Origin of the sequence: Kluyvera huaxiensis (genome assembly GCF_040149365.1) — a bacterium.
GTDB classification, from domain to species: domain Bacteria; phylum Pseudomonadota; class Gammaproteobacteria; order Enterobacterales; family Enterobacteriaceae; genus Kluyvera; species Kluyvera intermedia_A.
The window spans coordinates 293,938-320,796 of record NZ_JBEFLV010000002.1 but is presented as its reverse complement, the minus strand read 5'-3'; the positions used below and the strand labels follow the sequence as shown (position 1 = coordinate 320,796).

Sequence of the window (26,859 nt, the reverse complement as noted above, 5' to 3'; positions counted from 1 at the left end):
GTTAACAGTATTAGAACTGGTAAACCATACCCAGTGCAACGATGTTGTCGGTAGAGATACCGGCTGCAGTGGTGAAGTCGTTTTTGTCCAGCAGGTTGATTTTGTAATCAACGTAGGTAGACATGTTTTTGTTGAAGTAGTAAGTCGCGCCTACATCAACATATTTCAGCAGATCCTGGTCGCCGAAGTCACGAACACCGTTGTTGATGTTTTTGCCTTTGGACTGCAGGTAAGCGATGGATGGACGCAGACCGAAGTCGAACTGGTACTGTGCAACCACTTCGAAGTTCTGAGCTTTGTCAGCATAGCCGTAAACGCCAGCGTTCGGGGAACCACCGAAACGAGTTGCGTTGTAGGTCTGGGTGTACTGAGTCGCCAGGTAGATGTTGTTTGCGTCGTATTTCAGACCACCGGAATAGGTTTCAGCACGATCGCCGCTACCGTAAATTTCGCTGGTGCCAGTCTGAACGCCAGCATCATCTTTGATAGCAAAGGAGCTGTTGTTCTGATCGGTAGTGCGTTTGGAGGAGGAGATTGCACCACCAACGCTGAAGCCTGCACCGATATCATAAGTGATGGAACCGCCGAAGCCGTCACCGTTCTGTTTCAGAGCCTGACGACCGTTAGCCGTTGAGCCTTCACCAGAAACGCTGCCGTTTTTACCCTGATACTGCAGAGCAAAGTTCAGGCCATCAACCAGACCGAAGAAGTCGGTGTTACGGTAGGTAGCAACGCCGTTAGCACGGGATTGCATGAAGTTGTCAGAACCGTAGGTGTCGCCGCCGAATTCTGGCAGAACGTCGGTCCAGGAAGTTACGTCGTAGACAACGCCGTAGTTACGACCGTAGTCGAAAGAACCTGCGTCAGCAACACGGATACCTGCGAAGCCCACACGAGTCCACGCCTGGTCAGAAGAACCTTCGGTGTTGTTCGCCTGAACGTTGTATTCCCACTGGCCGTAACCGGTCAGTTGATCGTTAACCTGAGTTTCGCCTTTGAAGCCCAGACGAACGTAGGACTGGTCGCCGTCGTTGCCGTTGTCACTAGAGAAATAGTGCAGGCCGTCGACTTTACCGTACAGATCTAATTTGTTGCCATCTTTGTTATAAATTTCAGCCGCATTTGCTGCGCCCGCTACCAGCAGTGCTGGTACCAGGAGGGACAGTACTTTAACTTTCATGTTATTAACCCTCTGTTGTTATATATATGCCTTTATATATGCCACTGCTTACTGATTAACCCTCATTAATCAGTCGGCAGACCCATTGTGCTGTAAAAATTAGAATAATCCAATAGGAATATGATACGAAAACCCTTGGAATGTTTCATTTATACGCAAATATGTTTCTAAATGTAAATTTAAGGGAACTTTTATTAGCACAAAAAGCCAGGAAAAATAGCACTAATAATCAAAAACCAAACAGATAAATTCATTAAATCAATAAGTTAAAAAACATGCCAGGTATAGCACTGAATGGTAAAACAAAACCTTCACCCACAACTAAAATAGTGACTGCTATCATCATTAACTTTATTTATTACCGTCATTCAGTTCTGAATGTCTGTTTACCCATATTTCAACCGGATGCTTCGCATCCGGTTTTTTTTACCTTTCTTTACGTAAACTCAATCAATTTGTGCTACCCACTGTAAATTATAACGATTATTAATTAATCAGCTTGCATACAAAATAAATTCACTGCTCACTTATTAATTATAATGTCTTGTTATTTCGTGCTATTTTTTCAATATATCCAGCCAATTTTTGTACAATATATGTTTCATTGTACACATTGCCCGCAATCTCAATTCCCCGCCGAAGATAACAATGAAAGTCCGTTTCATTTTTTGGCGGCACCGACCTTAGGTGGGACGAATTTGCCGCGTGACTGCATCTTGTTGGATTTTTTGTATATACTGCCAGCAGAGTAAAACAAGGTTTTACGCCTCAATGCATTTTACGCTTGAGCATATCCTCATTCAGATGCCGTTATGATGGGTTACACACGCCAATGAGTCAGTCCGACAAGATGAACCCGACGAAATTCTCCCTCCTTCCTGGGAGCATCACACGTTTTTTCCTCCTTATGATAATCGTGCTTCTGGTGACCATGGGCGTGATGATTCAAAGCGCGGTTAACGCGTGGCTAAAAGATAAGAGCTATCAGATTGTCGATTTGACGCACGCGGTACATAAGCGTATCGATACCTGGCGCTACACCACCTGGCAAATTTACGACAACATTGCCGCCTCAAGCAGCAATGCGACGCCGATTGATGGTCTGCAGGAAACTCGCTTAAAGCAGGATGTTTATTACCTTGAGAAGCCGCGGCGTAAAACCGAAGCGCTGATTTTTGGTTCGCACGATAGCGCAACGCTGGATATCACTCAGCGAATGTCGACCTATCTGGATACCCTGTGGGGCGCAGAAAACGTGCCGTGGTCGATGTACTATCTTAACGGTCAGGATAACAGCCTGATCCTTATCTCTACGCTGCCGCTCAAAGATCTCTCGTCAGGGTTCAAAGAATCGACCGTCGGCAGTATTGTCGACTCACGCCGCGCTGAGATGCTGCAGCAGGCGAATACGCTGGATGAGCGTGAAACTTTCTCTTCATTGCGTCGTTTAGCCTGGCAAAATGGCCGCTACTTTACCCTACGTACCACCTTTAATCAGCCGGGGCATCTGGCGACCGTCGTCGCCTTCGATTTACCAATAAACGATCTGGTGCCGCCAACAATGTCGCTGGATAGCTTCCGCCTTGAACCTGATCCTGCACAAGCCTCCCCGCGTGGCCAGGAAAAAGATCCTGGCGACAGCGTAGCGATTAATTTTAATAGCTCGCGCATTGAAATCACTTCCGCGCTCAATACCACCGGTATGCGTTTAGTATGGCAAGTGCCATTTGGTACCCTGTTGCTTGATACCTTCCAGAACATCATGCTACCGCTGCTGTTGAATATCGGCCTGTTGGCGCTGGCGCTATTTGGTTACTCTACTTTCCGTAACCTGCCTACGCGCAGCAGCGCACACACGGCACCGGCCTCTGGAACCAATAACGAACTGCGGATGCTGCGGGTCATCAACGAAGAGATCGTCTCTTTATTGCCGCTTGGGCTATTGGTTCACGACCAGGAGTCGAATCGCACCATTATTAGCAATAAGATTGCCGATCACCTGTTGCCACATCTGAACCTACAAAATATCACCAGCATGGCGGACCAGCATCAAGGGGTGATTCAGGCCACCATCAATAATGAACTGTATGAAATACGTCAGTTCCGCAGCCAGGTTTCGCCGCGTACGCAGATCTTCATCATCCGCGATCAGGACCGTGAAGTGCTGGTCAATAAAAAGCTTAAACAGGCTCAGCGGCTCTATGAGAAAAATCAGCAGGGTCGCGCGGCCTTTATGCAAAACATTAGCGACACGCTGAAACAGCCAATCAAAGCGCTGGCGGCTGAAGCGACAACCCTCGATACCCCCGAGGGTCAGAAACTGGCTAACCATGCCGATCTTCTGGTGCGTCTGGTGGATGAAATCCAGCTCGCCAATATGCTGGAAAATGACAGCTGGAAAGGCACGTCAACGCAGTTCTCGCTTCAGGAGCTGATCGATGAAGTGGTGCCGGAAGTGTTGCCATCAATCAAACGTAAAGGGTTACAGCTGCTTATCAACAATGCGTTGCCGGCAAAAGAGCAGCGTTTTGGCGATCGTGATGCCCTGCGGCGTATTTTGCTGTTGCTGATCCAGTATGCCGTCACCACTACGCAGATGGGTAAAGTGACCATTGAGGTGAGTGCCGACGAGTCGGCGGAAGATCGCTTGACCTTCCGCATCCTCGATACCGGCAACGGCGTCTCGCATGGTGAGATTGATAACCTGCACTTCCCGTATCTCAACGATACTCAGTCAGACCGCTATGGCAAAGCGAACGCCCTCACCTTCTGGCTGTGCGATCAGCTCGCCCGTAAGCTGGGCGGACACCTGAGCATTAAAGCGCGGGAATCGCTGGGGACGCGCTATACGCTGCACGTCAAAATGGCGGTGAGAGAGGAAAACGCCGAGCCGGAAGAGCAACTGCTGGATGATGTGGTGGCAATGATCGACATCACCTCCAATGAAATCCGCAATATTGTCACCCGTCAGCTCGAAAGCTGGGGAGCCACCTGTATCAATCCGGATGAACGGGCAACGAGTCAAGAATATGATCTGTTTTTAACAGATAATCCGTCTAATCTTACTGCTTCGGGCTTGCTTTTAAGCGATGATGAAGCTGGAATACGCAAAATTGGCCCAGGCCAGCTGCGTGTGAACTTTAACATAAGTAACGCAATGCAGGACGCCGTACTCCAACTGATTGAAGAGCAACTGGCACAGGAAGAAGTTACGGAATCGCAGCCCGGCAGCGATGAAAATGCCGAACTTCAGGCTAGTGGCTATTATGCTCTGTTTGTGGATACGGTACCGGAAGATGTTAGCAGACTGTATACTGAATCCGCGGCGAAGGATTTTGCCGCTCTGGCACAGACAGCTCACCGCCTTAAAGGGGTGTTTGCCATGCTAAATCTGGTACCTGGCAAGCAGTTATGTGAAACGCTCGAACATCTTATTCGTGAGAAAGATGCTTCCGGCATAGAAAAATACATCAGCGACATTGACGTCTACGTCAAGAGCTTGCTGTAGCAAGGTAGCCTTTACATGAACAATATGAACGTAATTATTGCTGATGACCATCCGATTGTACTGTTCGGGATTCGTAAATCTCTGGAACAAATTGAATGGGTGAATGTTGTTGGCGAATTTGAAGACTCCACCGCGCTAATTAACAATTTACCTAAACTTGATGCCCACGTACTGATAACCGATCTCTCCATGCCAGGAGACAAATACGGTGACGGTATTACGTTGATTAAATACATCAAGCGCCACTTCCCCGATCTGTCGATTATCGTGTTGACCATGAACAACAACCCGGCGATTCTTAGCGCCGTGCTGGATCTCGACATCGAAGGGATTGTGCTGAAACAGGGTGCACCAACCGACCTGCCGAAAGCGCTGGCTGCGCTGCAGAAAGGTAAGAAATTTACCCCGGAAAGCGTCTCTCGCCTGCTGGAGAAAATCAGCGCTGGCGGCTACGGCGACAAACGTCTGTCCCCGAAAGAGAGCGAAGTATTGCGTCTGTTCGCAGAAGGTTTCCTGGTGACAGAGATTGCCAGAAAGCTCAACCGCAGTATTAAAACCATCAGTAGCCAAAAGAAATCGGCGATGATGAAACTGGGCGTCGAAAACGATATCGCCCTGCTGAACTACCTCTCTTCGGTAACGCTTTCCCCGTCAGACAAAGACTAACGTCTGTGCAGGCCGGGGCTGACAGCACGTCAGCTCCGGCGCATATCCAGGTTACACACTATCTTCCGCCTTCAGAGTTATCGCCCAACCGAAGCTGGGCCAACTCTCTAAACGCCTTCTGCTGATGTTTATTCCCGCGACTTGCGTACTCTTGCCGCATAGACCGTCAAGGTCTGTTTAAGTACGTCCAGCGTGACCGGTTTCGACAGACAGCTATCCATCCCCGACTCCAGACAGCGCTGCTTCTCTTCCGCCAGCGCGTTGGCCGTTACGCCGACAACCGGCAGCGTCAGCCCCAGTTGACGAATACGCTGGGTCAGACGATACCCATCCATATTCGGCATGTTGACGTCACTCAGAACAATATCGATATGATTTTTGCTCAACACGTTCAGCGCATCAACGCCATCGTTCGCCGTTTTACACTGATAGCCCAGCGATCCCAGCTGATCCGCCAGCAGGCGACGGTTGATAGGATGATCGTCAACGACGAGGATCATCATGTCATCGTTACTGTTTTCCGCCACCTCGTGCGCGGCGAGCGACTCGATGGCGTCACCGGTCCCTATCTTCACGCGGTAAATACGGCCCAACAGCGTCATTAATTCATGTGGGGAAACGATGCTGTGTATCCATTGACCCGGCGCATACTCCTGCGGAATACCGATATGGCGGCGACAGAAGACCACCGTAGCGCGACCAGCCCATTGCTGGGTGATTTCATCATCGGTTATCAGCAGATCGTCCGGCTCAGGCGCTTCACCGTCATACAGACGAACGTCCATTCCGTGATAGGTCAGCAAGGTCTGAATAAAATTGGACAACGCTACATTGCGTACCGCCAGCCAGCAGCGAACGGCCGCCAACCCGCCTATCATCAATGGCGTTTGATTCTGTTCGCCATACAGCGGGATACGCAGGGAAAACTGGCTCCCCATACCCGGCTCGGTATCCACCGCGATATCACCATCCATCATATTGACCAGCTTTTCGCAAATCGCCAGCCCCAGGCCGGTGCCCTGGAAGTTGCGCTGCACGCCGGTACCCACCTGGAAGAACGGGTCAAACAGACGCACCACCTCTTTCGCTGGAATACCAACGCCGGTATCGCGAATGCTGATACTGAGGTAATACCCTTCCCGCTTGAGATGCAAAACGATGCAGCCAATGTCGGTAAACTTGATGGCATTACTTAGCAGGTTGGAGATAACCTGCTGAAGACGCATCGGGTCGCCCATCATTTTCAGCGGCACGTCCGGCTCGATAAAGCAGTACATCCCCAACTGTTTTCTCACCACCAGCGGCAAATAGTTGGCGGTGATATGGTTCATCACCTCTTTCGGTGAAAATTCGCTTGGCTCAATTTTGAGCTGTTCAGACTCAATTTTTGAGAAGTCGAGAATGTCGCTGATAATCTTCAGCAGCAGCGCCGACGAGTTGTTCATGGCCGTCACCAGGCGGTCAACGCCCTTCGGCAGCTCTTTGGTTTGCAGTAAATCGAGATTACCGATAATCCCGTACAGCGGCGTGCGCAGCTCATGGCTCACCGTTGCCAGGAACATGGATTTTGACTGGCTGGCCTGCTCCGCCGCCTGCGCCATCTCCTGCAACGACTCCTCCATTTTGACGCGCGAACTCACGTCAACCAGCACGCAAATTGCCACGTTCTCGTTGCGATAGCGCGAATGAACAAAGCTTATCTGCAGGTTGGTATTGTTACTGGTCAGCACATCAACGAAATTCACCTGCTGGCCGCAGATAATCTGCGTAAGCCGCTGCCGGTCTTCGTGAGTCAGCATATTCAGGTAATTATGCGCCAGTTCATTACTCAGAATATTGGTGCCATCCTGAGTCCTCAGGATACAGATCCCAACCGGCGCCGAGGCGACGATTTTACGGTTAAACTGCTCATGCTCTTCCAGACGTAGCGCGTCCGACTCTGCGGGCAGGAAGATACGGCGCTCATACATCCGCGCCATGGTAAACAGCGCAATCCCGGTTAACAGGTTCAGCAGCAGGGCATTGAGAACCAGAATACGAATACGTTCCAGCACCGCATCCAGCGGTACCGAGTAGACAATACTCAACGATGAAGGTGAAAGGGTCTTCTTCAGCACCAGCTCGCGATAGCCAGCGGTATAACCAAACCACAGGCGTTCCTGTAGCGCCCGCGAACTGATATGCAGTTTGTTGTCCGGCCCTGAGAGCGAAATCAGCGTATTGCCATTGTCATCAAGAATCGATACCCCCATTGGCATGCTGCCTGGGGTGAAGAAGTTCTCCATGCGAATGGTCTGTTCAACGCCGAGCAGCGCCTGCAGGCGGTTCGCCAAATACACAGGAGTCAAAGCATAGAAATAACCGACGCTGTGACGCGGCCCCTGCCCAACCCAGAACAAGTTGCCGCCACGCTCATCCTGCGGCGCATCGCGATAGGCCATAATGCGTTCGTGCAGCGAGTTAAGGGCTTCACTCCGTTCAACCGGCATTTCACGCAGGCCAAAGTTGGCCATGCAAAGGTTATCGCTGCCGATTAAATAGACGTGGTTAAGATCGTAGGCAGCGGAGAAATTCTCCCGCCAGTAACGCAGATACCACGACAGCGACTCCAGCGGGCCACGCCAGGTGGTATCGAGGCTGCCGCAGTCTGAATCCGGGAACAGCGGCTCAAAGTCAGGGATGTCGGCGCTATCTTTGATAGCACCGGTCGGCAGCGTACCATTGTCCGAGGTCAGCCGGTTTTCGGCAATATACTTCAGCTCCTTAATCACATCGGAGGTTCGCTGGAAATAGCGCTGGGCCTGATCGGAGTTAAGATTAAATTCCTGGCGGATTTCCGACTCTTTCTGATGCAGGGCATTCACAATATAGAATACCGAAATCAAGGCGATAAGCAGCCAAAGCAGCAATGCCAACGCGCGGAACAGGTAGCGTGAAACTTTCAGCGTGGTGCGAAAGGAGACAAGATATTTCAAAGTGGCGAAACTCCGCCGTCAAAGGCTAACAGGATGTGGTTAAGGTAGCGGGAAAAGCCCTTTACCGCAATGTTAATACATACAGAACAGCCGCCCGGACGCACGCTGCAATGCCGAAAACAGCCAAACCGCAGATAAAAAAAGAGCCGGTATTCACCGGCCCTTTCATGCGACATAAGACGACGAATTACTCGTCTGCGTCTTCCGCAACATCATCATCGCTTTCGGTTTCCGGCGCGATATCGTCATCGCCTTCCGCCACGCTACCGTCGATAGCGTCCAGCTCTTCGTCATCCACTGGCTCAGCAACACGTTGCAGACCCACTACGTTCTCATCTTCCGCAGTACGGATGAGGATAACGCCCTGGGTGTTACGTCCAACCACGCTGACTTCCGACACGCGGGTACGCACCAGAGTACCGGCATCGGTGATCATCATTATCTGGTCGCTGTCATCAACCTGTACCGCACCAACAACGGAGCCGTTACGCTCGGTCACTTTGATGGAGATAACGCCCTGAGTTGCACGCGACTTAGTTGGATACTCTGCCGCAGCGGTACGTTTACCGTAACCATTCTGCGTCACGGTCAGGATTGCACCTTCACCACGTGGAATAATCAGAGACACCACTTTGTCTTCGCCCGCCAGTTTGATACCGCGTACGCCGGTCGCAGTACGACCCATGGCACGAACGGCATCTTCTTTAAAGCGAACCACTTTGCCTGCGGCAGAGAACAGCATCGCTTCGTCAGAACCGGAGGTCAAATCAACGCCAATCAGCTCATCGCCTTCGTTGAGGTTAACCGCAATAATCCCGGCTGAACGCGGACGGCTGAACTCAGTCAGCGCGGTTTTCTTCACGGTACCGCTGGCGGTTGCCATGAAGACGTTCACGCCCTCTTCATACTCGCGTACCGGCAGAATCGCGGTGATACGTTCGTTAGCTTCCAGCGGCAGCAGGTTGACGATAGGACGTCCACGCGCACCACGGCTAGCTTCCGGCAACTGATAAACCTTCATCCAGTACAGGCGACCGCGGCTGGAGAAGCACAGGATCGTATCGTGGGTGTTGGCCACCAGCAGGCGGTCGATAAAATCTTCTTCTTTAATACGTGCCGCTGACTTGCCTTTACCGCCACGACGCTGTGCTTCGTAATCGGTAAGCGGTTGATATTTGACGTAACCCTGGTGAGACAAGGTCACAACAACATCTTCCTGGCTAATCAGGTCTTCGATATTAATATCGGCGCTGTTGGCGGTGATTTCAGTGCGACGCGCGTCACCGAACTGTTCACGTACCAGTTCCAGTTCTTCACGGATCACTTCCATCAGGCGCTCTGCGCTACCGAGGATACGCAGCAGTTCAGCGATCTGCTCCAGCAGCTCTTTGTACTCGTCGAGCAGTTTTTCATGCTCAAGGCCGGTCAGTTTCTGCAGACGCAGATCCAGGATAGCCTGGGCCTGCTGCTCAGTCAGATAGTACTGACCATCGCGCACGCCGAATTCAGGTTCCAGCCATTCCGGACGCGCTGCATCATCGCCCGCACGTTCCAGCATCGCAGAAACGTTGCCCAGATCCCATGAACGCGCAACCAGGCCTGCTTTCGCTTCAGCCGGAGTTGGTGCATGACGGATCAGTTCAATGATCGGATCGATGTTTGCCAGCGCAATCGCCAGTGCTTCAAGGATGTGCGCACGATCGCGAGCTTTACGCAGTTCAAAGATAGTACGGCGTGTCACCACTTCGCGACGGTGACGTACGAAGGCGGCGATAATATCTTTCAGGTTCATGATCTTCGGCTGACCATGGTGCAATGCCACCATGTTGATACCGAAGGAAACCTGCAGCTGAGTCTGGGAATAAAGGTTGTTCAGAACCACTTCCCCGACCGCGTCGCGTTTCACTTCAATCACGATGCGCATACCGTCTTTATCAGACTCGTCGCGCAGCGCGCTGATGCCTTCAACGCGTTTGTCTTTTACCAGCTCGGCGATTTTCTCGATCAGGCGCGCTTTGTTCACCTGATAAGGAATTTCGTGAACGATGATGGTTTCACGACCGGTTTTCGCGTCAGCTTCGACTTCCGCGCGAGCGCGAATGTACACTTTGCCACGACCGGTACGGTAGGCTTCTTCAATGCCGCGACGACCATTGATGATCGCAGCCGTTGGGAAGTCCGGACCCGGAATGTGTTCCATCAGACCTTCGATGGTGATGTCTTCATCATCAACATAGGCCAGGCAGCCGTTGATCACTTCCGTCAGGTTGTGCGGCGGGATGTTGGTTGCCATACCTACCGCGATACCGGAGGCACCGTTAACCAGCAGGTTAGGAATTTTGGTTGGCATCACATCTGGAATACGCTCGGTGCCGTCGTAGTTATCGACGAAATCTACCGTTTCTTTTTCCAGGTCAGCCATCAGCTCGTGGGCGATTTTCGACATACGGATTTCCGTATAACGCATCGCTGCGGCGGAGTCGCCATCGACAGAACCAAAGTTGCCCTGGCCATCTACCAGCATGTAACGCAGCGAGAATGGCTGTGCCATACGGACGATAGTGTCATAAACCGCGGTATCACCATGAGGGTGATATTTACCGATTACGTCACCCACGACACGGGCTGATTTTTTATAGGCTTTGTTCCAGTCATTGCCCAATACGTTCATGGCGTAAAGTACGCGACGGTGTACCGGCTTCAGGCCATCTCGGACATCTGGCAGCGCACGGCCAACAATGACCGACATCGCATAATCCAGATAAGAGTTCTTTAACTCTTCCTCGATGTTGACCGGTGTAATTTCTCTCGCAAGGTCGCTCATCTAACCGCTATCCCTCTACTGTGTCCCGGATTCAAAGGTCGCAAATTATAACACATCCGCGTAAAGACAGGTAAACCCAATAGCACCCGCCTGACGCTTTATTCGCTCGTCGGTGCTGATATACTCGCAGACAATAATGAAATAAGGAGCAGGAACACCCATGAATGCCGAAAAAGCTGCGGTAGCGCACAACGTTGACCACGAAGAGATTGCCAAATTTGAGGCCGTCGCGTCACGTTGGTGGGATCTGGAAGGTGAATTCAAACCTTTGCACCGTATTAACCCGCTACGCCTGGGCTATATCGCCGAGCGCTCCAACGGTCTGTTCGGCAAAAAAGTGCTCGATGTCGGCTGCGGTGGCGGCATTCTGGCGGAAAGTATGGCCCGTGAAGGCGCAACGGTCACCGGGCTGGATATGGGCTTTGAGCCGTTACAGGTCGCCAAACTGCACTCTCTGGAAACCGGTATTCCGGTTGATTACATTCAGGAAACGGTAGAGCAACATGCGGCGAAGCACGCCCAGCAGTATGACGTCGTCACCTGCATGGAAATGCTTGAGCACGTTCCCGACCCGCAGTCGGTGGTGAAAGCCTGCGCCCAGTTGGTCAAACCCGGTGGGCAGGTCTTCTTTTCAACCCTGAACCGCAACGGCAAGTCCTGGCTGATGGCGGTCGTTGGCGCGGAATACATTCTGCGCATGGTGCCAAAAGGCACGCACGACGTGAAAAAATTCATCAAGCCTGCTGAGCTACTGAGCTGGGTTGACCAGACCGTGCTGAAAGAGCGTCACATGACCGGCCTGCACTACAACCCGCTGACCAACAGCTTCAAGCTCGCACCGGGCGTTGACGTTAACTATATGCTGCACACCACCGCCAAAAGCGAATAGCCCGCAGGGGGTGTAGGCCGGATAAAACGCGCTGGCGTCGCCATCCGGCCACTATGCCCGATGGCGCTTCGCTTATCGGGCCTACGCGTCACCTACTAATGATCGGGATATTGCCACAACAAAATTGCGCTACATCATATTGCGCAACAGCGCCCTTCGACGAAGAAATCAGCACTCGATCAAATTTTCATTTTTTTTTGCAAATTATTGACATCCTCGCCAGCCCTTACGTGCCGTGGACTTAGCGTTTTTTACCCTTTCACAACCTCAATTCAACATCAAAATCAACTCTTGTACTCAAAAGAATCCCTACTAGAATAACTCACCATATAGCGTTCAATTAATCAACGACCCCCTACATATAGTATTTATCCACAGGTTTTCACACCACTGGTAATTGTGGATAAGCAGGGGACATTTTTCTTTTCACGGACAGGTATAAATCACATGAATCAGAGTCTGCTGGTGACTAAGCGTGACGGCCGCACAGAGCGCATTAACCTCGACAAAATTCATCGCGTGCTGGATTGGGCTGCGGAAGGGTTGCATAACGTTTCCATCTCCCAGGTTGAGCTGCGTTCCCACATCCAGTTCTACGACGGGATGAAGACGTCCGATATTCATGAAACCATTATCAAGGCCGCCGCAGACCTGATCTCTCACGATGCACCGGACTACCAGTATCTGGCAGCACGCCTGGCGGTATTCCACCTGCGCAAAAAAGCCTACGGCCAGTTCGAACCACCGGCGCTGTTCACCCATGTCAAACACATGGTAGAACTGGGTAAATACGACAATCATCTGCTGGAAGACTATACGGAAGAAGAGTTCAAGCAGATGGACTCGTTTATCGTTCACGACCGTGACATGACCTTCTCCTACGCTGCCGTGAAACAGCTGGAAGGTAAATACCTGGTACAGAACCGTGTGACTGGCGAAATTTACGAGAGCGCTCAGTTCCTCTATATTCTGGTGGCCGCGTGCCTGTTCTCTAACTATCCACGTGAAACGCGCCTGAGCTATGTCAAACGCTTCTATGACGCGGTCTCCACGTTCAAAATCTCGCTGCCAACGCCAATTATGTCCGGCGTGCGAACCCCAACTCGCCAGTTCAGCTCCTGCGTTCTGATCGAGTGTGGCGACAGCCTCGACTCCATCAATGCCACCTCCAGCGCAATTGTGAAATACGTTTCCCAGCGCGCCGGTATCGGTATCAACGCCGGTCGCATTCGTGCGCTAGGTAGCCCAATTCGCGGCGGTGAAGCCTTCCATACCGGCTGTATCCCGTTCTATAAGCACTTCCAGACCGCGGTGAAATCCTGCTCTCAGGGCGGCGTGCGCGGCGGTGCGGCCACCCTGTTTTACCCAATGTGGCACCTGGAAGTCGAAAGCCTGCTGGTACTGAAAAACAACCGCGGCGTTGAAGGCAACCGCGTGCGTCACATGGACTATGGCGTACAGATCAACAAACTGATGTACACCCGTTTGCTGAAAGGCGGCGACATCACGCTGTTCAGCCCGTCCGACGTCCCAGGCCTGTACGACGCGTTCTTCGCCAATCAGGACGAATTCGAACGTCTGTACACCCAGTATGAAAACGACGACAGCATCCGTAAGCAGCGCGTGAAAGCGGTTGAGCTGTTCTCGCTGATGATGCAGGAACGTGCCTCAACTGGCCGTATCTACATTCAGAACGTGGACCACTGCAACACCCACAGCCCGTTTGATCCAACCATCGCACCGGTACGCCAGTCTAACCTGTGCCTGGAAATCGCCCTGCCGACCAAACCGCTGGACGATGTAAACGACGAAAACGGTGAAATCGCCCTGTGTACGCTTTCAGCGTTCAACCTTGGCGCGATTAAGAGCCTCGATGAACTCGAAGAGCTGGCGGTGCTGGCAGTACGTGCGCTGGATGCCCTGCTCGACTACCAGGACTACCCAATCAAAGCGGCAGAACGCGGCGCTATGGGCCGTCGTACCCTCGGTATTGGCGTCATCAACTACGCCTACTGGCTGGCGAAAAACGGCAAGCGCTACTCCGATGGCAGCGCCAACAACCTGACTCACCAGACTTTCGAAGCGATTCAGTACTACCTGCTGAAAGCCTCTAACGAGCTGGCGAAAGAACAAGGCGCGTGCCCGTGGTTCAACGAAACCACCTATTCCCAGGGTATCCTGCCGATCGATACCTACAAGAAAGACCTGGATGCGATTACCAGCGAACCGCTGCACATGGATTGGGAAGCGCTGCGTGAGTCGATTAAGACCCACGGCCTGCGTAACTCCACGCTCTCTGCCCTGATGCCGTCCGAGACCTCTTCGCAGATCTCCAACGCCACCAACGGCATCGAGCCGCCGCGCGGCTACGTCAGCATCAAAGCATCGAAAGACGGTATTCTGCGTCAGGTTGTTCCAGACTACGAACATCTGAAAAACGCCTACGAACTGCTGTGGGAAATGCCGAACAACGACGGCTACCTGCAGCTGGTTGGCGTCATGCAGAAGTTTATCGACCAGTCTATTTCGGCGAACACCAACTATGACCCGACGCGCTTCCCGTCTGGCAAAGTGCCGATGCAGCAGCTGCTCAAAGATTTGCTCACCGCCTATAAATTTGGCGTGAAGACCCTGTACTATCAAAACACCCGTGACGGTGCGGAAGATGCGCAGGATGACATGGTGCCGTCCATTCAGGACGACGGCTGCGAAAGCGGCGCATGTAAAATCTGACAACGATTGCCGGGCAGCGCTACGCTGACCCGGCCTTTGATTTCCGTTATCACCGGGTAGCGCTGTAAAAACCTTATCCGGAACGCGGATTTATACACTCAATCATGCGGGTTGCATTAAAATGCCGCAGACAAGATGACGTGTATATTTGCAACGATATTGTAAGCAGGTAAGTAAACGCCATCCGGCATTACTCTCCAGACAGGATTGACATCAATGGCATACACCACTTTTTCACAGACGAAAAACGATCAGCTCAAAGAGCCGATGTTCTTTGGCCAGCCGGTCAACGTGGCACGCTACGACCAGCAGAAATATGACATTTTCGAAAAGCTGATTGAAAAGCAACTCTCCTTCTTCTGGCGTCCGGAAGAAGTGGACGTTTCCCGCGACCGTATCGATTACCAGGCGCTGCCGGAACACGAAAAGCATATCTTCATCAGTAACCTGAAATATCAGACCCTGCTGGACTCCATTCAGGGCCGCAGCCCGAACGTGGCGCTGCTGCCGCTGATATCCATTCCAGAGCTGGAAACCTGGGTGGAAACGTGGGCGTTTTCTGAAACCATCCACTCACGCTCTTATACGCATATCATCCGTAACATCGTCAACGATCCGGCGATTGTGTTTGACGATATCGTCACCAACGAACAGATCCAAAAGCGCGCGGAAGGTATCTCCAGCTATTACGATGAGCTGATTGAGATGACCAGCTACTGGCATCTGCTGGGCGAAGGTACGCACACCGTGAACGGTAAAACCGTCACCGTGAACCTGCGCGAGCTGAAAAAGAAACTGTATGTCTGCCTGATGAGCGTCAATGCGCTGGAAGCGATTCGCTTCTACGTCAGCTTCGCCTGTTCTTTCGCCTTCGCCGAGCGCGAACTGATGGAAGGCAACGCCAAAATCATTCGTCTCATCGCTCGCGATGAAGCTCTGCACCTGACCGGCACCCAGCATATGCTGAACCTGCTGCGCAGCGGCGTGGATGATCCGGAAATGGCGGAAATTGCCGAAGAGTGCAAACAAGAGTGTTATGACCTGTTCGTGCAGGCGGCGGTGCAGGAAAAAGAGTGGGCCGACTATCTGTTCCGCGACGGTTCGATGATTGGCCTCAACAAAGACATTCTGTGTCAGTACGTTGAGTACATCACCAACATCCGTATGCAGGCCGTTGGGCTGGATCTGCCATTCCAGACCCGCTCTAACCCTATCCCGTGGATCAACACCTGGCTGGTGTCCGATAACGTGCAGGTAGCGCCGCAGGAAGTGGAAGTCAGCTCGTATCTGGTTGGGCAGATTGACGCGGAAGTCGATACTGACGATCTCAGCAACTTCCAGCTCTAATGAGCCGCGTTATTCTGCGCATCTCTGGCACGCGCCTGCTGTGCCAGGATGAACATCCATCACTGCTGGCAGCGCTGGAATCTCACAACGTTGAGGTCGAATACCAGTGTCGCGAAGGCTACTGCGGCTCCTGCCGTACCCGGCTGGTGTCCGGCCAGGTTGACTGGCTGACCGAGCCGCTGGCCTTTATTCAGCCGGACGAAATTTTGCCCTGCTGCTGCCGGGCAAAAGGTGACATCGAAATAGAGATGTAACGGTGAGCGCGCCATGCGTGCGCTCACTTCCACTTCAATCCTTCCTTCAACTCATCCCCCAACGAAAAATCACCGCAATAACCGCCGGCAAAAGGCGATATACGCCACAAAACCCGGCATCATATTTTCGATTAACGCGCGAATATGTTCGATATCAAACAAAAATACGCATTCATGTGACTTAATGATCTCAAAACGAACATTGAGGACACAAAATGGACAGCGCCTCTGCACATGAATATGACGCGATTATCATCGGTGGCGGTGCTACCGGTGCCGGGATCGCCCGCGACTGCGCGCTGCGTGGCCTGAAGATTGCTCTCGTTGAGCGCTTTGATATCGCCACCGGCGCAACCGGCCGCAATCACGGCTTACTGCACAGCGGCGCGCGGTACGCAGTGACCGACGGTGAATCCGCCCGCGAATGCATCAGTGAAAATCAGATCTTACGCCGCATCGCCCGCCACTGCATTGAACCCACCAGCGGCCTGTTTATCACTCTGCCGGACGATGACTTCGGCTATCAGCAAACCTTTATCAATGCCTGCACCAGCGCGGGCATTCAGGCCGAAGCGATTGATCCGGCGTTGGCTCGGCGTATTGAACCGGCGGTCAATCCCGCGTTGGTCGGCGCCGTTCGCGTGCCGGATGGCACCGTCGATCCTTTCCGCCTGACCGCCGCCAATATGCTCGACGCCCGCGAACACGGGGCCACGATTTTCACCGGGCATGAAGTCACCGGCCTTATCCGCCAGGGCGATCGGGTACGTGGCGTCACGCTGTATCATCACGCCAATGGGCAAACGCGCGATCTGTATGCACCGGTGGTAGTCAACGCCGCCGGGATCTGGGGGCAACGCATTGCCGAATATGCGGATCTGAAAATCCGTATGTTCCCGGCCAAAGGCTCGCTGCTGATTTTCGAAAGCCGCATTAACCAGCACGTTATCAACCGCTGTCGCCCTCCGGCCGACGCCGACATTCTGGTGCCCGGCGATACCATTTCGCTTATCGGTACCACTTCCACGCACATTGACTACCAGGACATTGACCGCTGCCGCGTCACTGCCGATGAGGTCGATATTCTGCTGCGCGAAGGTGAAAAGCTGGCACCTGTCATGGCCAATACACGTATTTTGCGTGCCTACTGCGGCGTCCGTCCGCTGGTTGCCAGCGATGACGACCCAAGCGGACGCAACGTCAGCCGCGGCATCGTGTTGCTCGATCACGCCGAGCGTGACGGTCTGGAAGGCTTTATCACCATTACCGGCGGCAAGCTGATGACCTATCGGTTAATGGCCGAATGGGCCACCGACGCCATCTGCCGCAAGCTCAATTACAACCGCCCTTGCACCACCGCCGACACGCCGCTGCCCGGCTCGCAGGAACCGGTCGAGAAAACGCTGCAACGGATGATTTCCCTGCCCGCACCGCTGCGCGGCTCCGCTGTCTATCGTCACGGTGACCGCACCCCAACATGGCTGGGCAACAGCCGTCTGCATCGCAGCGTGGTCTGCGAATGTGAAGCCGTCACAGCGGGAGAAGTTGAGTATGCGGTCGAAAATCTGGCGGTGAACAATCTGCTGGATCTGCGTCGCCGCACCCGCGTCGGCATGGGCACTTGCCAGGGAGAGCTGTGCGCCTGTCGGGCCAGCGGTTTGCTGCAGCGCTTTAATGTCACCACCTCGACGCAATCTCTGGCGCAGCTTTCAAACTTCCTCAATGAGCGCTGGAAAGGCGTGCAGCCGATTGCCTGGGGCGATGCGCTACGCGAAAGCGAACTGACCCGCTGGGTTTATCAAGGGTTGTGCGGGTTACAAAAGGAGCCTGAAGATGAAATTTGATAGCGTTATTGTCGGCGGTGGCCTTGCCGGGCTGCTGTGCGGACTCCAGTTGCAAAAATCCGGCCTACGCTGCGCCATCGTCAGCCGGGGCCAGAGCGCGCTGCACTTCTCTTCAGGTTCTCTGGATCTTCTGAGCGCCCTGCCCGACGGGAAACCAGTCACCGATATCGCCCAAGGGCTGACGGCATTGTCGCAACAATCCCCCAATCATCCTTACGTCCGCGTGGGTACCGACAATGTGCGGCACTATGCTCGTCAGACGCAGACGCTGCTGAGGGAATGCGGAGTCAACATGCACGGCGATGTCCAACAGGTTCATCAGCGCATCACGCCGCTAGGTCTACAGCGCGCCGCCTGGCTAAGCCCGCTAGAGGTCCCCGTCTCACCGCTGTCTCAGGGGCATATCCGGGTGGTCGGTATCAGTGGTTTTCTCGACTTTCAGCCCCATCTTGTCGCCGGTTCACTGCAACAGCAGGGGCTAAGCGTCGATATTGCCGAAATAGATTTACCGGAGTTGGATGCCCTGCGTGAGAACCCGACCGAATTTCGGGCGGTGAATATAGCCCGCGTGCTGGATGAGAAATCGCTGTGGCAGCCGCTATATGAAGCGCTGCTGCCGCTGTGCGAAAGCTGCGATACGCTGCTGATGCCGGCCTGTTTTGGCCTGCGCGATAGTTCGCTGTTTGACTGGCTTAACGCTCATCTTCCCTGCTCATTGTCTCTGCTCCCCACTCTGCCACCTTCAGTACCGGGAATGCGTCTGCACTCGGCGCTACAAAGGCAGTTTATCGCCCAGGGCGGCACCTGGATGGCGGGTGATGAAGTGGTTCGCATAAGCCATTGCGACGGTGACATTAGTGAAATCTGGACCCGCAACCACGGGGATATTCCGCTGCGCCCGCGCTTTGCCGTACTCGCCAGCGGCAGCTTCTTCAGTAACGGCCTGACCGCCGAGCGCGAACGCATTCGCGAAACGATTCTGGGGCTGGATATTCTCGCGCCTTCGCCGCGCGCACAGTGGTATCACCAGGACTTTTTTGCCTCACAGCCGTGGCAACAATCCGGCGTCGTTGTCGATGATGCCCTGCATCCTTCACTGCACGGGGTTACGCTCTCCAACCTGTTTGCCATCGGTTCAGTGCTGGGTGGGTTCGATCCTATCGCGCTGGGCTGTGGCGGTGGGGTCTGCGCTATCAGCGCCATGCATGCCGCGCAGCACATTATTGAATTAGCGGGAGGTCAGGCATGAGCCAGCAAAGTTTCGAAAACTGCATTAAATGCACCGTCTGCACCACCGTTTGTCCGGTGAGCCGCGTCAATCCACGCTATCCGGGGCCGAAACAGGCCGGGCCGGACGGTGAACGTCTGCGGCGTAAAGACAGCGGACTGTACGATGATGCGCTGAAATACTGCATTAACTGTAAGCGCTGTGAAGTGGCGTGCCCATCCGATGTCAAAATTGGCGACATTATACAGCGCGCCCGCGCCGATTATGGCCACGCGAAACCGGGACTGCGCGATGCCATCCTCAGCCACACCGACCTGATGGGTACGCTGTCCACGCCGTTTGCCCCCATCGTTAACGCCGCCACCGGCTTGAAACCGGTACGCCAGCTGTTGGATACGGCGCTGAAAATCGACCATCGCCGCAGCCTGCCCAAATATTCCTTCGGCACTTTCCGTCGCCGCTATCAGCGCATCGCCAAAAGCCAGGCGCAGTATGCCGAGCAGGTCGCCTTCTTCCACGGCTGCTATGTGAATTACAACCACCCGCAGCTGGGGCTGGATATGATCCGCGTGCTCAATGCGCTAGGCATTGGCGTCCAGCTATTGAGTAAAGAGAAGTGCTGCGGCGTGCCGTTAATTGCCAATGGTTTCTTCGAAAAGGCGCGGCGTCAGGCGCAAAGTAATGTGACATCGCTGCGGGAAGCGATTGTTGAAAAGCACATTCCGGTGCTGGCGACTTCTTCCACCTGTACCTTCACGCTGCGGGATGAGTATCCGCACCTGCTGGAGGTCGATAACCACGATCTGCGCGACAGCATCGAGCTCGCTACCCGCTGGATTTGGCGCAAGCTGGATGCGGGTGCAGAGCTGCCGTTAAAGCCGTTGCCGCTCAAAGTGGTCTATCACACGCCGTGTCATATGGAGAAGATGGGCTGGTCGCTGTATACGCTGGAATTACTACGGCGCATTCCGGGGCTGGAACTGCAGGTGCTGGAGTCGAACTGCTGCGGTATTGCCGGGACCTACGGCTTTAAATCCGAAAACTACCCAACATCGCAGGCGATAGGCGCTCCGCTGTTTGCGCAGATTGAAGACAGCGGTGCGGACCTTGTGATAACGGATTGCGAAACCTGTAAATGGCAGATTGAGATGTCCACCAGCAAGCGCTGTGAACATCCCATTTCGTTGTTGGCGCAGGCATTAATTTAAACGTTTCCGTTAGCATTACGCAGTGTATTAATCGCAGTTTTCATTAAATGCTAAAAAGGCTCTTACGTAGAGCCTTTTTTTTGGTACGTTATATCACAACTAACTTAACGTAAATTAATATTGGTCACGAGACCCGATACCTAAGAAATAACGTCAGCTAGCGCTTGGTAACGTCAGTAATCACAACATCATTTTCATCTGAACCGCCACCAATAGTCACTTCATATGTATGCCCGGCTTCCGGCGTCACCGACGCCGTCCATGTGCGATCGAAGCTGTTGTACATTCCCTTTTCTGTAAAGACCCATTTTACAGAGTATGTCTCACCTGCTTTCACCCTGTATTCCATAAAACTTCTATCCGCAAATTTTGAGGAGACAGGCGCGCTACCTTCGACTTTTTTCCCATAGCTAGACTTAATCCCCATGATCGAGAATCGAGCATTGACGCTGTACTCTTTACCAGGTTCACCTGACCATTTCACAATATAAGGGACCGGCTGTAGCAGTTGGCCCGATGCTTGTCGAAGGCTGGTATAAACAGGGCTGTTATCAAAGCGTAAATAGGCCGCATTTGACCCATTATAATCCGGTAACGTGGGCTGAAAAGATGCTGCACATCCTGCCAAAAGAAAAGTGGGAATAACGGCCATAAGAGCAGTAGAAATTGAAGGCACTTGCATATAACACATCCATGATATTGAAAGTTTAAAATTATACTTTTCGCTCTCGCCACTTGACCACTCCCTTAATTAGGGGGCTAAGGCATTATATTGGGTGTGGATAAACTAAAGACAACATCTTCAATTATCGTCTTAATATAAATTTTAAGACATGATGACTTACTGGAATCAGTACATTCGGTAAATGAGGGATAAATTATAAAAGGTGTGGCATTTCGTCGTTATGTGGGCTACCAGAAAAATAAGTTCATGATTGTGGCGATAAACCCCGATTGAGTTGTACTGAAACAGGGGAAGGCCGGAAAACCTTCCCACCAGGAGCTACAAACTGAGCGAATCAACCACGTTAATCCAGCCGTGTTCGCTGGCGACCGGGCGACCGTTCAGCCAGCGGCGCAGCATGTTTAACGCCATCATGGCGCACACTTCCTGACGCACCACTAAACCGTGGCGCGTGTTGCTGAACTTCAGCTGGAGCGCGTACGTTTTGTCAGGAGTGGAGAGCGCCACGTTGATGTGCTCTGACTCCAGGCCACTGACCGCCAGCGCCAGTCCGGCGAAGTGGTTGGTGCGCCGCTCTTCCGCCCAACGCGCGGTTTGTGCCAGGGTTTCATCCTGCGCGGGAACCACTTCACTGGCCAACAGCGGCGCACCGGCACGGGAAAGTTGAAGCGCCAGTAACCCGCTGGTGAACTGCTCGCTCAACGTCAGGCTCAGCTGTTTTTCTTTTAGCACGCGGGCAATCTGCGCGGGCAAGCCTTCAATACCTTCAAAAATCAGACTTTCGCCAGCGACCTTCTGTACTTCAGGCCATAGCGCCAGCATCGCTTCACGATGTTCGGCAGGCCCGGTAAGCTTCAATTCGATGATCGGCATTGACGAGCGGTAGCCCATGGTAACACCCGGCGGCAGGTCCAGATGTTGCAGACTCTGGGCGAGGTCGCTTTCGGAACGCCCAAAGGTGGTCAGACGCAGGCAGACCGGCGGTTCCCCTACGGGATAACGCTGGCGAATACGCGGCAGGATCTCTTTTTCGACCATCACTTTAAATTCGGACGGTACGCCAGGAGTGAAGAACATCAGGCAGCGATTGAGCCGTACGGCAAAACCGCAGGCAGTACCAACAGGGTTATCGATAAATTCGGCGCTGGCAGGAATTTCCGCCTGCTTGCGGTTGCTTGGCGCCATCACACGGCCACGCTCGGTAAAAAAGCGTTCCATGCTGGCCAGCCATTCTTCATGCAGAATCAGCGATTCGCCCTTCGCCGTCGCGGCGGCCAGCGCGCTTAAGTCATCGCTGGTTGGACCCAGACCGCCATTGACAATTAAGACATCAGCCTGCGTGCTACGCTCCCGCAGGATAGCCACCAGATCATCCAGGTTATCGCCTACGGTGTTACGCCGTGACAATGGAATGCCCTGCTGAAAACAAAAATCGGCAAGCCAGGCAGCGTTTGTATCGACAATCTGTCCCGATAAAACTTCGTCGCCCGTTGACAGCATCTCAACCGTTATCATTACTTACTCCAGTAAAAAGAGAACGGTTTACTATAGCGCAAGGTAGGGATTTAAAAAGGGAAAACTGGCGCAGCAGTGCGCTGCGCCGGGTGAGATTAGAACGACGCGCTCACGCCAACATAAGGGCCATCGGCCACTGCGTTGTCACGATTGCCGTCTTTACCGGCGAGATTCAGGTAACGGTAACCGGCTTCAATGCTGATTGGACGCATGATGGTGTAGCGTGCGCCAGCATTCGCTTCGGTGTAGCTTTCGATGCCGCTGGAGAGTGAGTCTGGAGAGTAGTAGTACTCACCAAACAGACGCAGGCTGTCGCCGATTTTCCACTGCAGGCCGCCGCCGACCGCGGCCGCATAGCCGGAATCGCTGTCGTTCGGATCGGTGTAAAGCGCCTTACCACCAACCGTTGCCATCAACGGCCCCAGAGGGATATTCAGGCCCAGCCCCAGGCCGGCAACGTCGCCGTCATCGTCGCTGTGCGTCCAGTTACCGGTTAACGCCAGGCCCGATGTTTCGGTGCCAACGCCAAAGCCGAGGTTGGTATAATCTTTACCGGCCTGGCCATTAAAACTGATAGCACTCGCCGACGCTGAGACAAACATCAAACCTGCGAGGCCAAATAACACGCTCTTTTTCATCTTAATCCTTTCACGCAAACGCAAAAATAAATGCCCATAAACAGCTGAATTGTACTGGGATACAGTCAGGATTCAATGTCCTGAACGGGCAATAAACGATGGGATTGTAACCAAGTACAACCCCATATACGGGACAATGATAATTGATATTTATTCAATAATGCAGAACTATTATACGCTACGGGATTTGCTGACTAACCCACAGCTTAAGCTGATGGCGAGAGACCTTGATTCCCGTTCCCTTCATCGCGTCGGGTAACACCAGCCAGCGGTAAGGTTGCTGAAACCCTGCCAGCTTGTCCTTCACCCATATGGCCATTTCGGGCAAATCCAGCGTAGATTCAGCATCGACGATGGCAACCGGGCGCTGCCCGAATTCAGGGCTGTCAACCGGCACCACAAAGACCTGCGATACCGCCGGATGCTGAGCAATCACCTTCTCCACCGCTTCGGGCTGAATGCCTTCGCCGCCGCTGAAAAAGAGGTTATCCAGCCGCCCTATCACCCGCAGCTTACCCTCGGACATCTCACCGCGATCGCGAGTGGCGAACCAGCCTTGTTCATTCAGCAGCGAGACTAACTCACCGCCACGCCAGTAGCCTGCCGCCATGCTCGTCGCCCGCAGCCAGATTTCGCCGTTAACCAGTCGCAGTTCGCGCCCCGGAAGCGGCGTACCCACATCGTCGCCGCCGTTGGCTTCCCGCGCGCATACGGTAGAGGCAAACTCGGTCAGGCCATAGCCGCAAAAGGTGCGAATCCCCTGCTGTGCTGCCCGTGTGGTTAGCTCAGCAGGAATGGCGGCCCCGCCAAGCAGTACGGCTTTCAGGCTTAACGGCTGGTTATCGTTGAGCAACCGCCACAGCTGCGTGGGTACCAAAGAGGCATGAGAACAACCGGCCAGCGCCTGCGCCAGCGGATGTTCGCTTATCGCCATCTGCCCGCCCGCCAGCAGCCAGCGCCAGAAAATACCCTGCCCGGAAACGTGGAACAGCGGCAGCGACAGCAGCCAGCAGTCGCCTGGACCAAACGGCATCAGGCTTAACACCCCATCCGCGCTGGCAAGATGCGCCGCAGCGCTGTGCACGGCGGCCTTGGGTAGCCCCGTCGAGCCGGAGGTGAGCGTCATAGAAACATAACGCTGCGCCTGCCAGTCAACATCGACATATCCGGATGCCAAATGCAGGCGTAACGGAGCCAAACCGTAGTGCTCGTCTGCTTCAAGGTTCAGAAAATGATGCAGCGTTAAACCCGGCAGCAGCTCACTGACCAACGCCGACGGTAAACGTGGATTCAGCGGTAGGATACGCGCCCCACACTGCAACAGCGCGAGCCAGGCCAGCACCGCTTCAGGACGGTTTCGCGCGCACAGCGCAACGCCATCGCCAACGTTAACGCCTTGCGCCTGAAAACCCGCAGCCAGCTGGTCGATGTGCTGGCATAGAGTCGACCAGCTTAGGGTTTCATCATCCAGACGTAGCGCTGGCGCATCGCCGCGTAGGGCTCGCCAGTGCCGCCACGGCCAGGTCGCAAACATCACAGTAACGGCTCCATATCCTCAATCGCCCCGCACGGCAGCGCGCTTTCCGGCCAGCAGCGAATCAGCTGCGTCTGCATCAGATTCAGCGTATCCAGGCCGGGCATGGTCTGCGGAGTTAACCAGGCGGCAATACGCGCCAGTTGGGTTAAGCCAAGGCTCGATTCAAGGGAAGAGCTGATAACCGCCGTCAGCCCAAGCGCATGCGCGGCCGCCACCTGTACTTTTACGCGCGCAAGGCTACCGGTGAGCGTGGGTTTTATCACCACCGCCCGAAGGCCCGGTTCGGCCTCAAAGCGGAAATCCGCTTCACGCAGGCTTTCATCCCAGGCGATAGCGATACCCGTTTCACGGGCAAACGCGCGGGAATCGTCGCGGGTTTTGCACGGTTCTTCGAGGAAGGCAATACGTGCGCGGTAATCCGGGTTGACGTATTTGGCGAACTGCTGGGCCTTCAGAGGCGTCCAGGCGCGATTAGCGTCAAGACGCAACGTCAGATCGGGAATCGCTTCCAGCAGCAGGTTCACCACCATGCCGTCACGCACCGCTTCATAAAGCCCAACTTTAACCTTGGCCACCTTTTCACCGGACATTTCCGCCAGCCTAATCACCAGCTCATCCGGATCGCCCGTACACAGCGGCGCGGCGCGATAGTCTGCCGCCTGCGGTAGCTCATCGTTGAGCTCCGCCAGCGCACAGCTGATACCGAAGGCCACAGAAGGTTGCGCGGGGAATTCGAGGTCTTCGCCCTGACGCCAACGATGAACCCAGGCGAGCAGCACCGACTGCGCATCGTCCAACGTCTCGTGGCTAAATCCCGGCAAGGGGGAGATTTCTCCCCACCCATCACGTTCGCCATCACGCAGGTAGACGAATAGCCCGTCGCGGGTTTTCAGCCGCCGTTCACGCAGAACCACACCCGCGTCCATCGGGATCTGCCAGCGGTAAACCTGCGCGCTACGCATTACGGATTCCGTTTGTATTTGCTGAAGTCCGGCTGGCGTTTTTCGTTGAACGCATTACGCCCTTCCTGGCCTTCTTCGGTCATGTAGAACAGCATGGTCGCGTTACCGGCCAGCTCCTGAAGACCCGCCTGACCATCGCAGTCGGCGTTGAGCGCCGCTTTCAGACAGCGCAGCGCCATCGGGCTGTTTTGCAGCATTTCGCGACACCAGCGCACGGTCTCTTTTTCCAGATCTGCCAATGGAACTACGGTGTTCACCAGGCCCATGTCCAGCGCGGCTTTCGCGTCGTACTGACGACACAGGAACCAAATCTCACGGGCTTTTTTCTGGCCGACGATACGCGCCATGTAGGAAGCACCCCAGCCGCCGTCGAAAGAGCCGACTTTCGGGCCGGTCTGACCGAAGACAGCATTTTCCGCCGCAATCGTCAGGTCACACATCATATGCAGCACGTGGCCACCGCCGATGGAGAAGCCAGCCACCATAGCAACAACTGGTTTTGGACAGGTACGAATCTGACGCTGGAAGTCGAGCACGTTCAGGTGATGCACGCCGCTGTCGTCCTGGTATCCGCCGTAGTCGCCGCGAACTTTCTGGTCGCCGCCTGCGCAGAAGGCTTTATCGCCAGCACCGGTTAAGATAATCACCCCGATGTTATCGTCATAGCGCGCATCGGACATCGCCTGAATCATCTCTTTCACCGTTAGCGGGCGAAACGCGTTGCGTACCTGCGGGCGGTTAATAGTGATTTTGGCAATGCCGTCGGCGGATTTTTCATAAAGGATATCGGTAAAACCTTCAGAACAGTCGTGCCACTCGGCAGGGGCGTACAGCATAGCTTCATCAGGATAAATCATAACGTGTCC

The 26,859-nt window shown here is 53.9% G+C and carries 18 protein-coding genes; 9 read left to right on the top strand and 9 right to left on the bottom strand.

The window, feature by feature from the left end; translation table 11 throughout:
- Positions 1–10: 10 nt before the first annotated feature.
- The gene (locus ABOC97_RS03640; protein WP_349594187.1) at positions 11–1,180 is read right to left on the bottom strand and encodes a porin OmpC; all 1,170 of its coding nucleotides are present in this window, start codon (positions 1,178–1,180) and stop codon (positions 11–13) included.
- A gap of 832 nt (positions 1,181–2,012) precedes the next feature.
- On the opposite strand from ABOC97_RS03640, the gene rcsD reads away from it, so the two are divergent.
- Both rcsD and rcsB read left to right on the top strand, forming a co-directional pair.
- A complete protein-coding gene (gene rcsD, locus ABOC97_RS03635; protein ID WP_349594184.1) occupies positions 2,013–4,688 on the top strand; it encodes a phosphotransferase RcsD in 2,676 nt (891 codons plus the stop codon).
- A gap of 15 nt (positions 4,689–4,703) precedes the next feature.
- Positions 4,704–5,354: a response regulator transcription factor RcsB gene (gene rcsB, locus ABOC97_RS03630; RefSeq protein WP_061284000.1), complete on the top strand. Its 651-nt coding sequence runs from the start codon at positions 4,704–4,706 to the stop codon at positions 5,352–5,354.
- 128 nt (positions 5,355–5,482) lie between these two features.
- Here rcsB and rcsC read toward each other — a convergent pair whose 3' ends face one another.
- Both rcsC and gyrA read right to left on the bottom strand, forming a co-directional pair.
- The gene (gene rcsC / locus ABOC97_RS03625) at positions 5,483–8,329 is read right to left on the bottom strand and encodes a two-component system sensor histidine kinase RcsC (protein WP_349594180.1); all 2,847 of its coding nucleotides are present in this window, start codon (positions 8,327–8,329) and stop codon (positions 5,483–5,485) included.
- 187 nt (positions 8,330–8,516) lie between these two features.
- Positions 8,517–11,153 carry a DNA topoisomerase (ATP-hydrolyzing) subunit A gene (gyrA, locus tag ABOC97_RS03620; RefSeq protein WP_234502628.1) on the bottom strand — a complete coding sequence of 879 codons (2,637 nt, stop codon included), beginning with the start codon at positions 11,151–11,153 and terminating at the stop codon, positions 8,517–8,519.
- A 160-nt stretch (positions 11,154–11,313) separates the two neighbouring features.
- Between gyrA and ubiG the strand changes: the two genes are divergently transcribed.
- The 7 genes from ubiG (at position 11,314) to glpC (ending at position 20,656) form a co-directional block, all read left to right on the top strand.
- Positions 11,314–12,042, top strand: a complete 729-nt coding sequence (ubiG, locus tag ABOC97_RS03615) for a bifunctional 2-polyprenyl-6-hydroxyphenol methylase/3-demethylubiquinol 3-O-methyltransferase UbiG (RefSeq protein ID WP_349594176.1) — start codon at positions 11,314–11,316, stop codon at positions 12,040–12,042.
- A gap of 447 nt (positions 12,043–12,489) precedes the next feature.
- Entirely contained in the window at positions 12,490–14,775 is a 2,286-nt protein-coding gene (gene nrdA / locus ABOC97_RS03610; RefSeq protein WP_349594173.1) for a class 1a ribonucleoside-diphosphate reductase subunit alpha, read from the top strand.
- Positions 14,776–14,991: 216 nt separating this feature from the next.
- Positions 14,992–16,122 carry a class Ia ribonucleoside-diphosphate reductase subunit beta gene (gene nrdB / locus ABOC97_RS03605; protein ID WP_234502623.1) on the top strand — a complete coding sequence of 377 codons (1,131 nt, stop codon included), beginning with the start codon at positions 14,992–14,994 and terminating at the stop codon, positions 16,120–16,122.
- Positions 16,122–16,376 carry a class I ribonucleotide reductase maintenance protein YfaE gene (yfaE, locus tag ABOC97_RS03600; protein ID WP_052285100.1) on the top strand — a complete coding sequence of 85 codons (255 nt, stop codon included), beginning with the start codon at positions 16,122–16,124 and terminating at the stop codon, positions 16,374–16,376. Before nrdB ends, yfaE begins: the two co-directional genes overlap by 1 nt.
- Before the next feature lie 215 nt (positions 16,377–16,591).
- Positions 16,592–18,220 (top strand): anaerobic glycerol-3-phosphate dehydrogenase subunit A, encoded by a 1,629-nt coding sequence (gene glpA / locus ABOC97_RS03595; RefSeq protein ID WP_349594168.1) that lies wholly within the window; start codon positions 16,592–16,594, stop codon positions 18,218–18,220.
- A complete protein-coding gene (gene glpB, locus ABOC97_RS03590; protein ID WP_349594165.1) occupies positions 18,210–19,469 on the top strand; it encodes a glycerol-3-phosphate dehydrogenase subunit GlpB in 1,260 nt (419 codons plus the stop codon). The genes glpA and glpB overlap by 11 nt, the downstream gene beginning before the upstream one ends.
- Positions 19,466–20,656, top strand: a complete 1,191-nt coding sequence (gene glpC, locus ABOC97_RS03585) for an anaerobic glycerol-3-phosphate dehydrogenase subunit GlpC (protein WP_349594162.1) — start codon at positions 19,466–19,468, stop codon at positions 20,654–20,656. The genes glpB and glpC overlap by 4 nt, the downstream gene beginning before the upstream one ends.
- Positions 20,657–20,813: 157 nt before the next feature.
- Here glpC and ABOC97_RS03580 read toward each other — a convergent pair whose 3' ends face one another.
- The 6 genes from ABOC97_RS03580 to menB form a co-directional block, all read right to left on the bottom strand.
- A complete protein-coding gene (locus tag ABOC97_RS03580) occupies positions 20,814–21,338 on the bottom strand; it encodes a hypothetical protein (RefSeq protein ID WP_349594159.1) in 525 nt (174 codons plus the stop codon).
- A 321-nt stretch (positions 21,339–21,659) separates the two neighbouring features.
- Positions 21,660–22,856 carry a nicotinamide mononucleotide deamidase-related protein YfaY gene (locus tag ABOC97_RS03575; protein ID WP_349594156.1) on the bottom strand — a complete coding sequence of 399 codons (1,197 nt, stop codon included), beginning with the start codon at positions 22,854–22,856 and terminating at the stop codon, positions 21,660–21,662.
- 95 nt (positions 22,857–22,951) lie between these two features.
- On the bottom strand, positions 22,952–23,494 hold the full coding sequence (locus tag ABOC97_RS03570) for a YfaZ family outer membrane protein (protein WP_349594153.1): 543 nt from the start codon (positions 23,492–23,494) through the stop codon (positions 22,952–22,954).
- A 178-nt stretch (positions 23,495–23,672) separates the two neighbouring features.
- On the bottom strand, positions 23,673–25,031 hold the full coding sequence (gene menE, locus ABOC97_RS03565) for an o-succinylbenzoate--CoA ligase (protein ID WP_349594151.1): 1,359 nt from the start codon (positions 25,029–25,031) through the stop codon (positions 23,673–23,675).
- On the bottom strand, positions 25,028–25,993 hold the full coding sequence (menC, locus tag ABOC97_RS03560) for an o-succinylbenzoate synthase (protein WP_349594148.1): 966 nt from the start codon (positions 25,991–25,993) through the stop codon (positions 25,028–25,030). The genes menE and menC overlap by 4 nt, the downstream gene beginning before the upstream one ends.
- A complete protein-coding gene (menB, locus tag ABOC97_RS03555; protein WP_234502605.1) occupies positions 25,993–26,850 on the bottom strand; it encodes a 1,4-dihydroxy-2-naphthoyl-CoA synthase in 858 nt (285 codons plus the stop codon). Before menB ends, menC begins: the two co-directional genes overlap by 1 nt.
- Positions 26,851–26,859 lie beyond the last annotated feature (9 nt).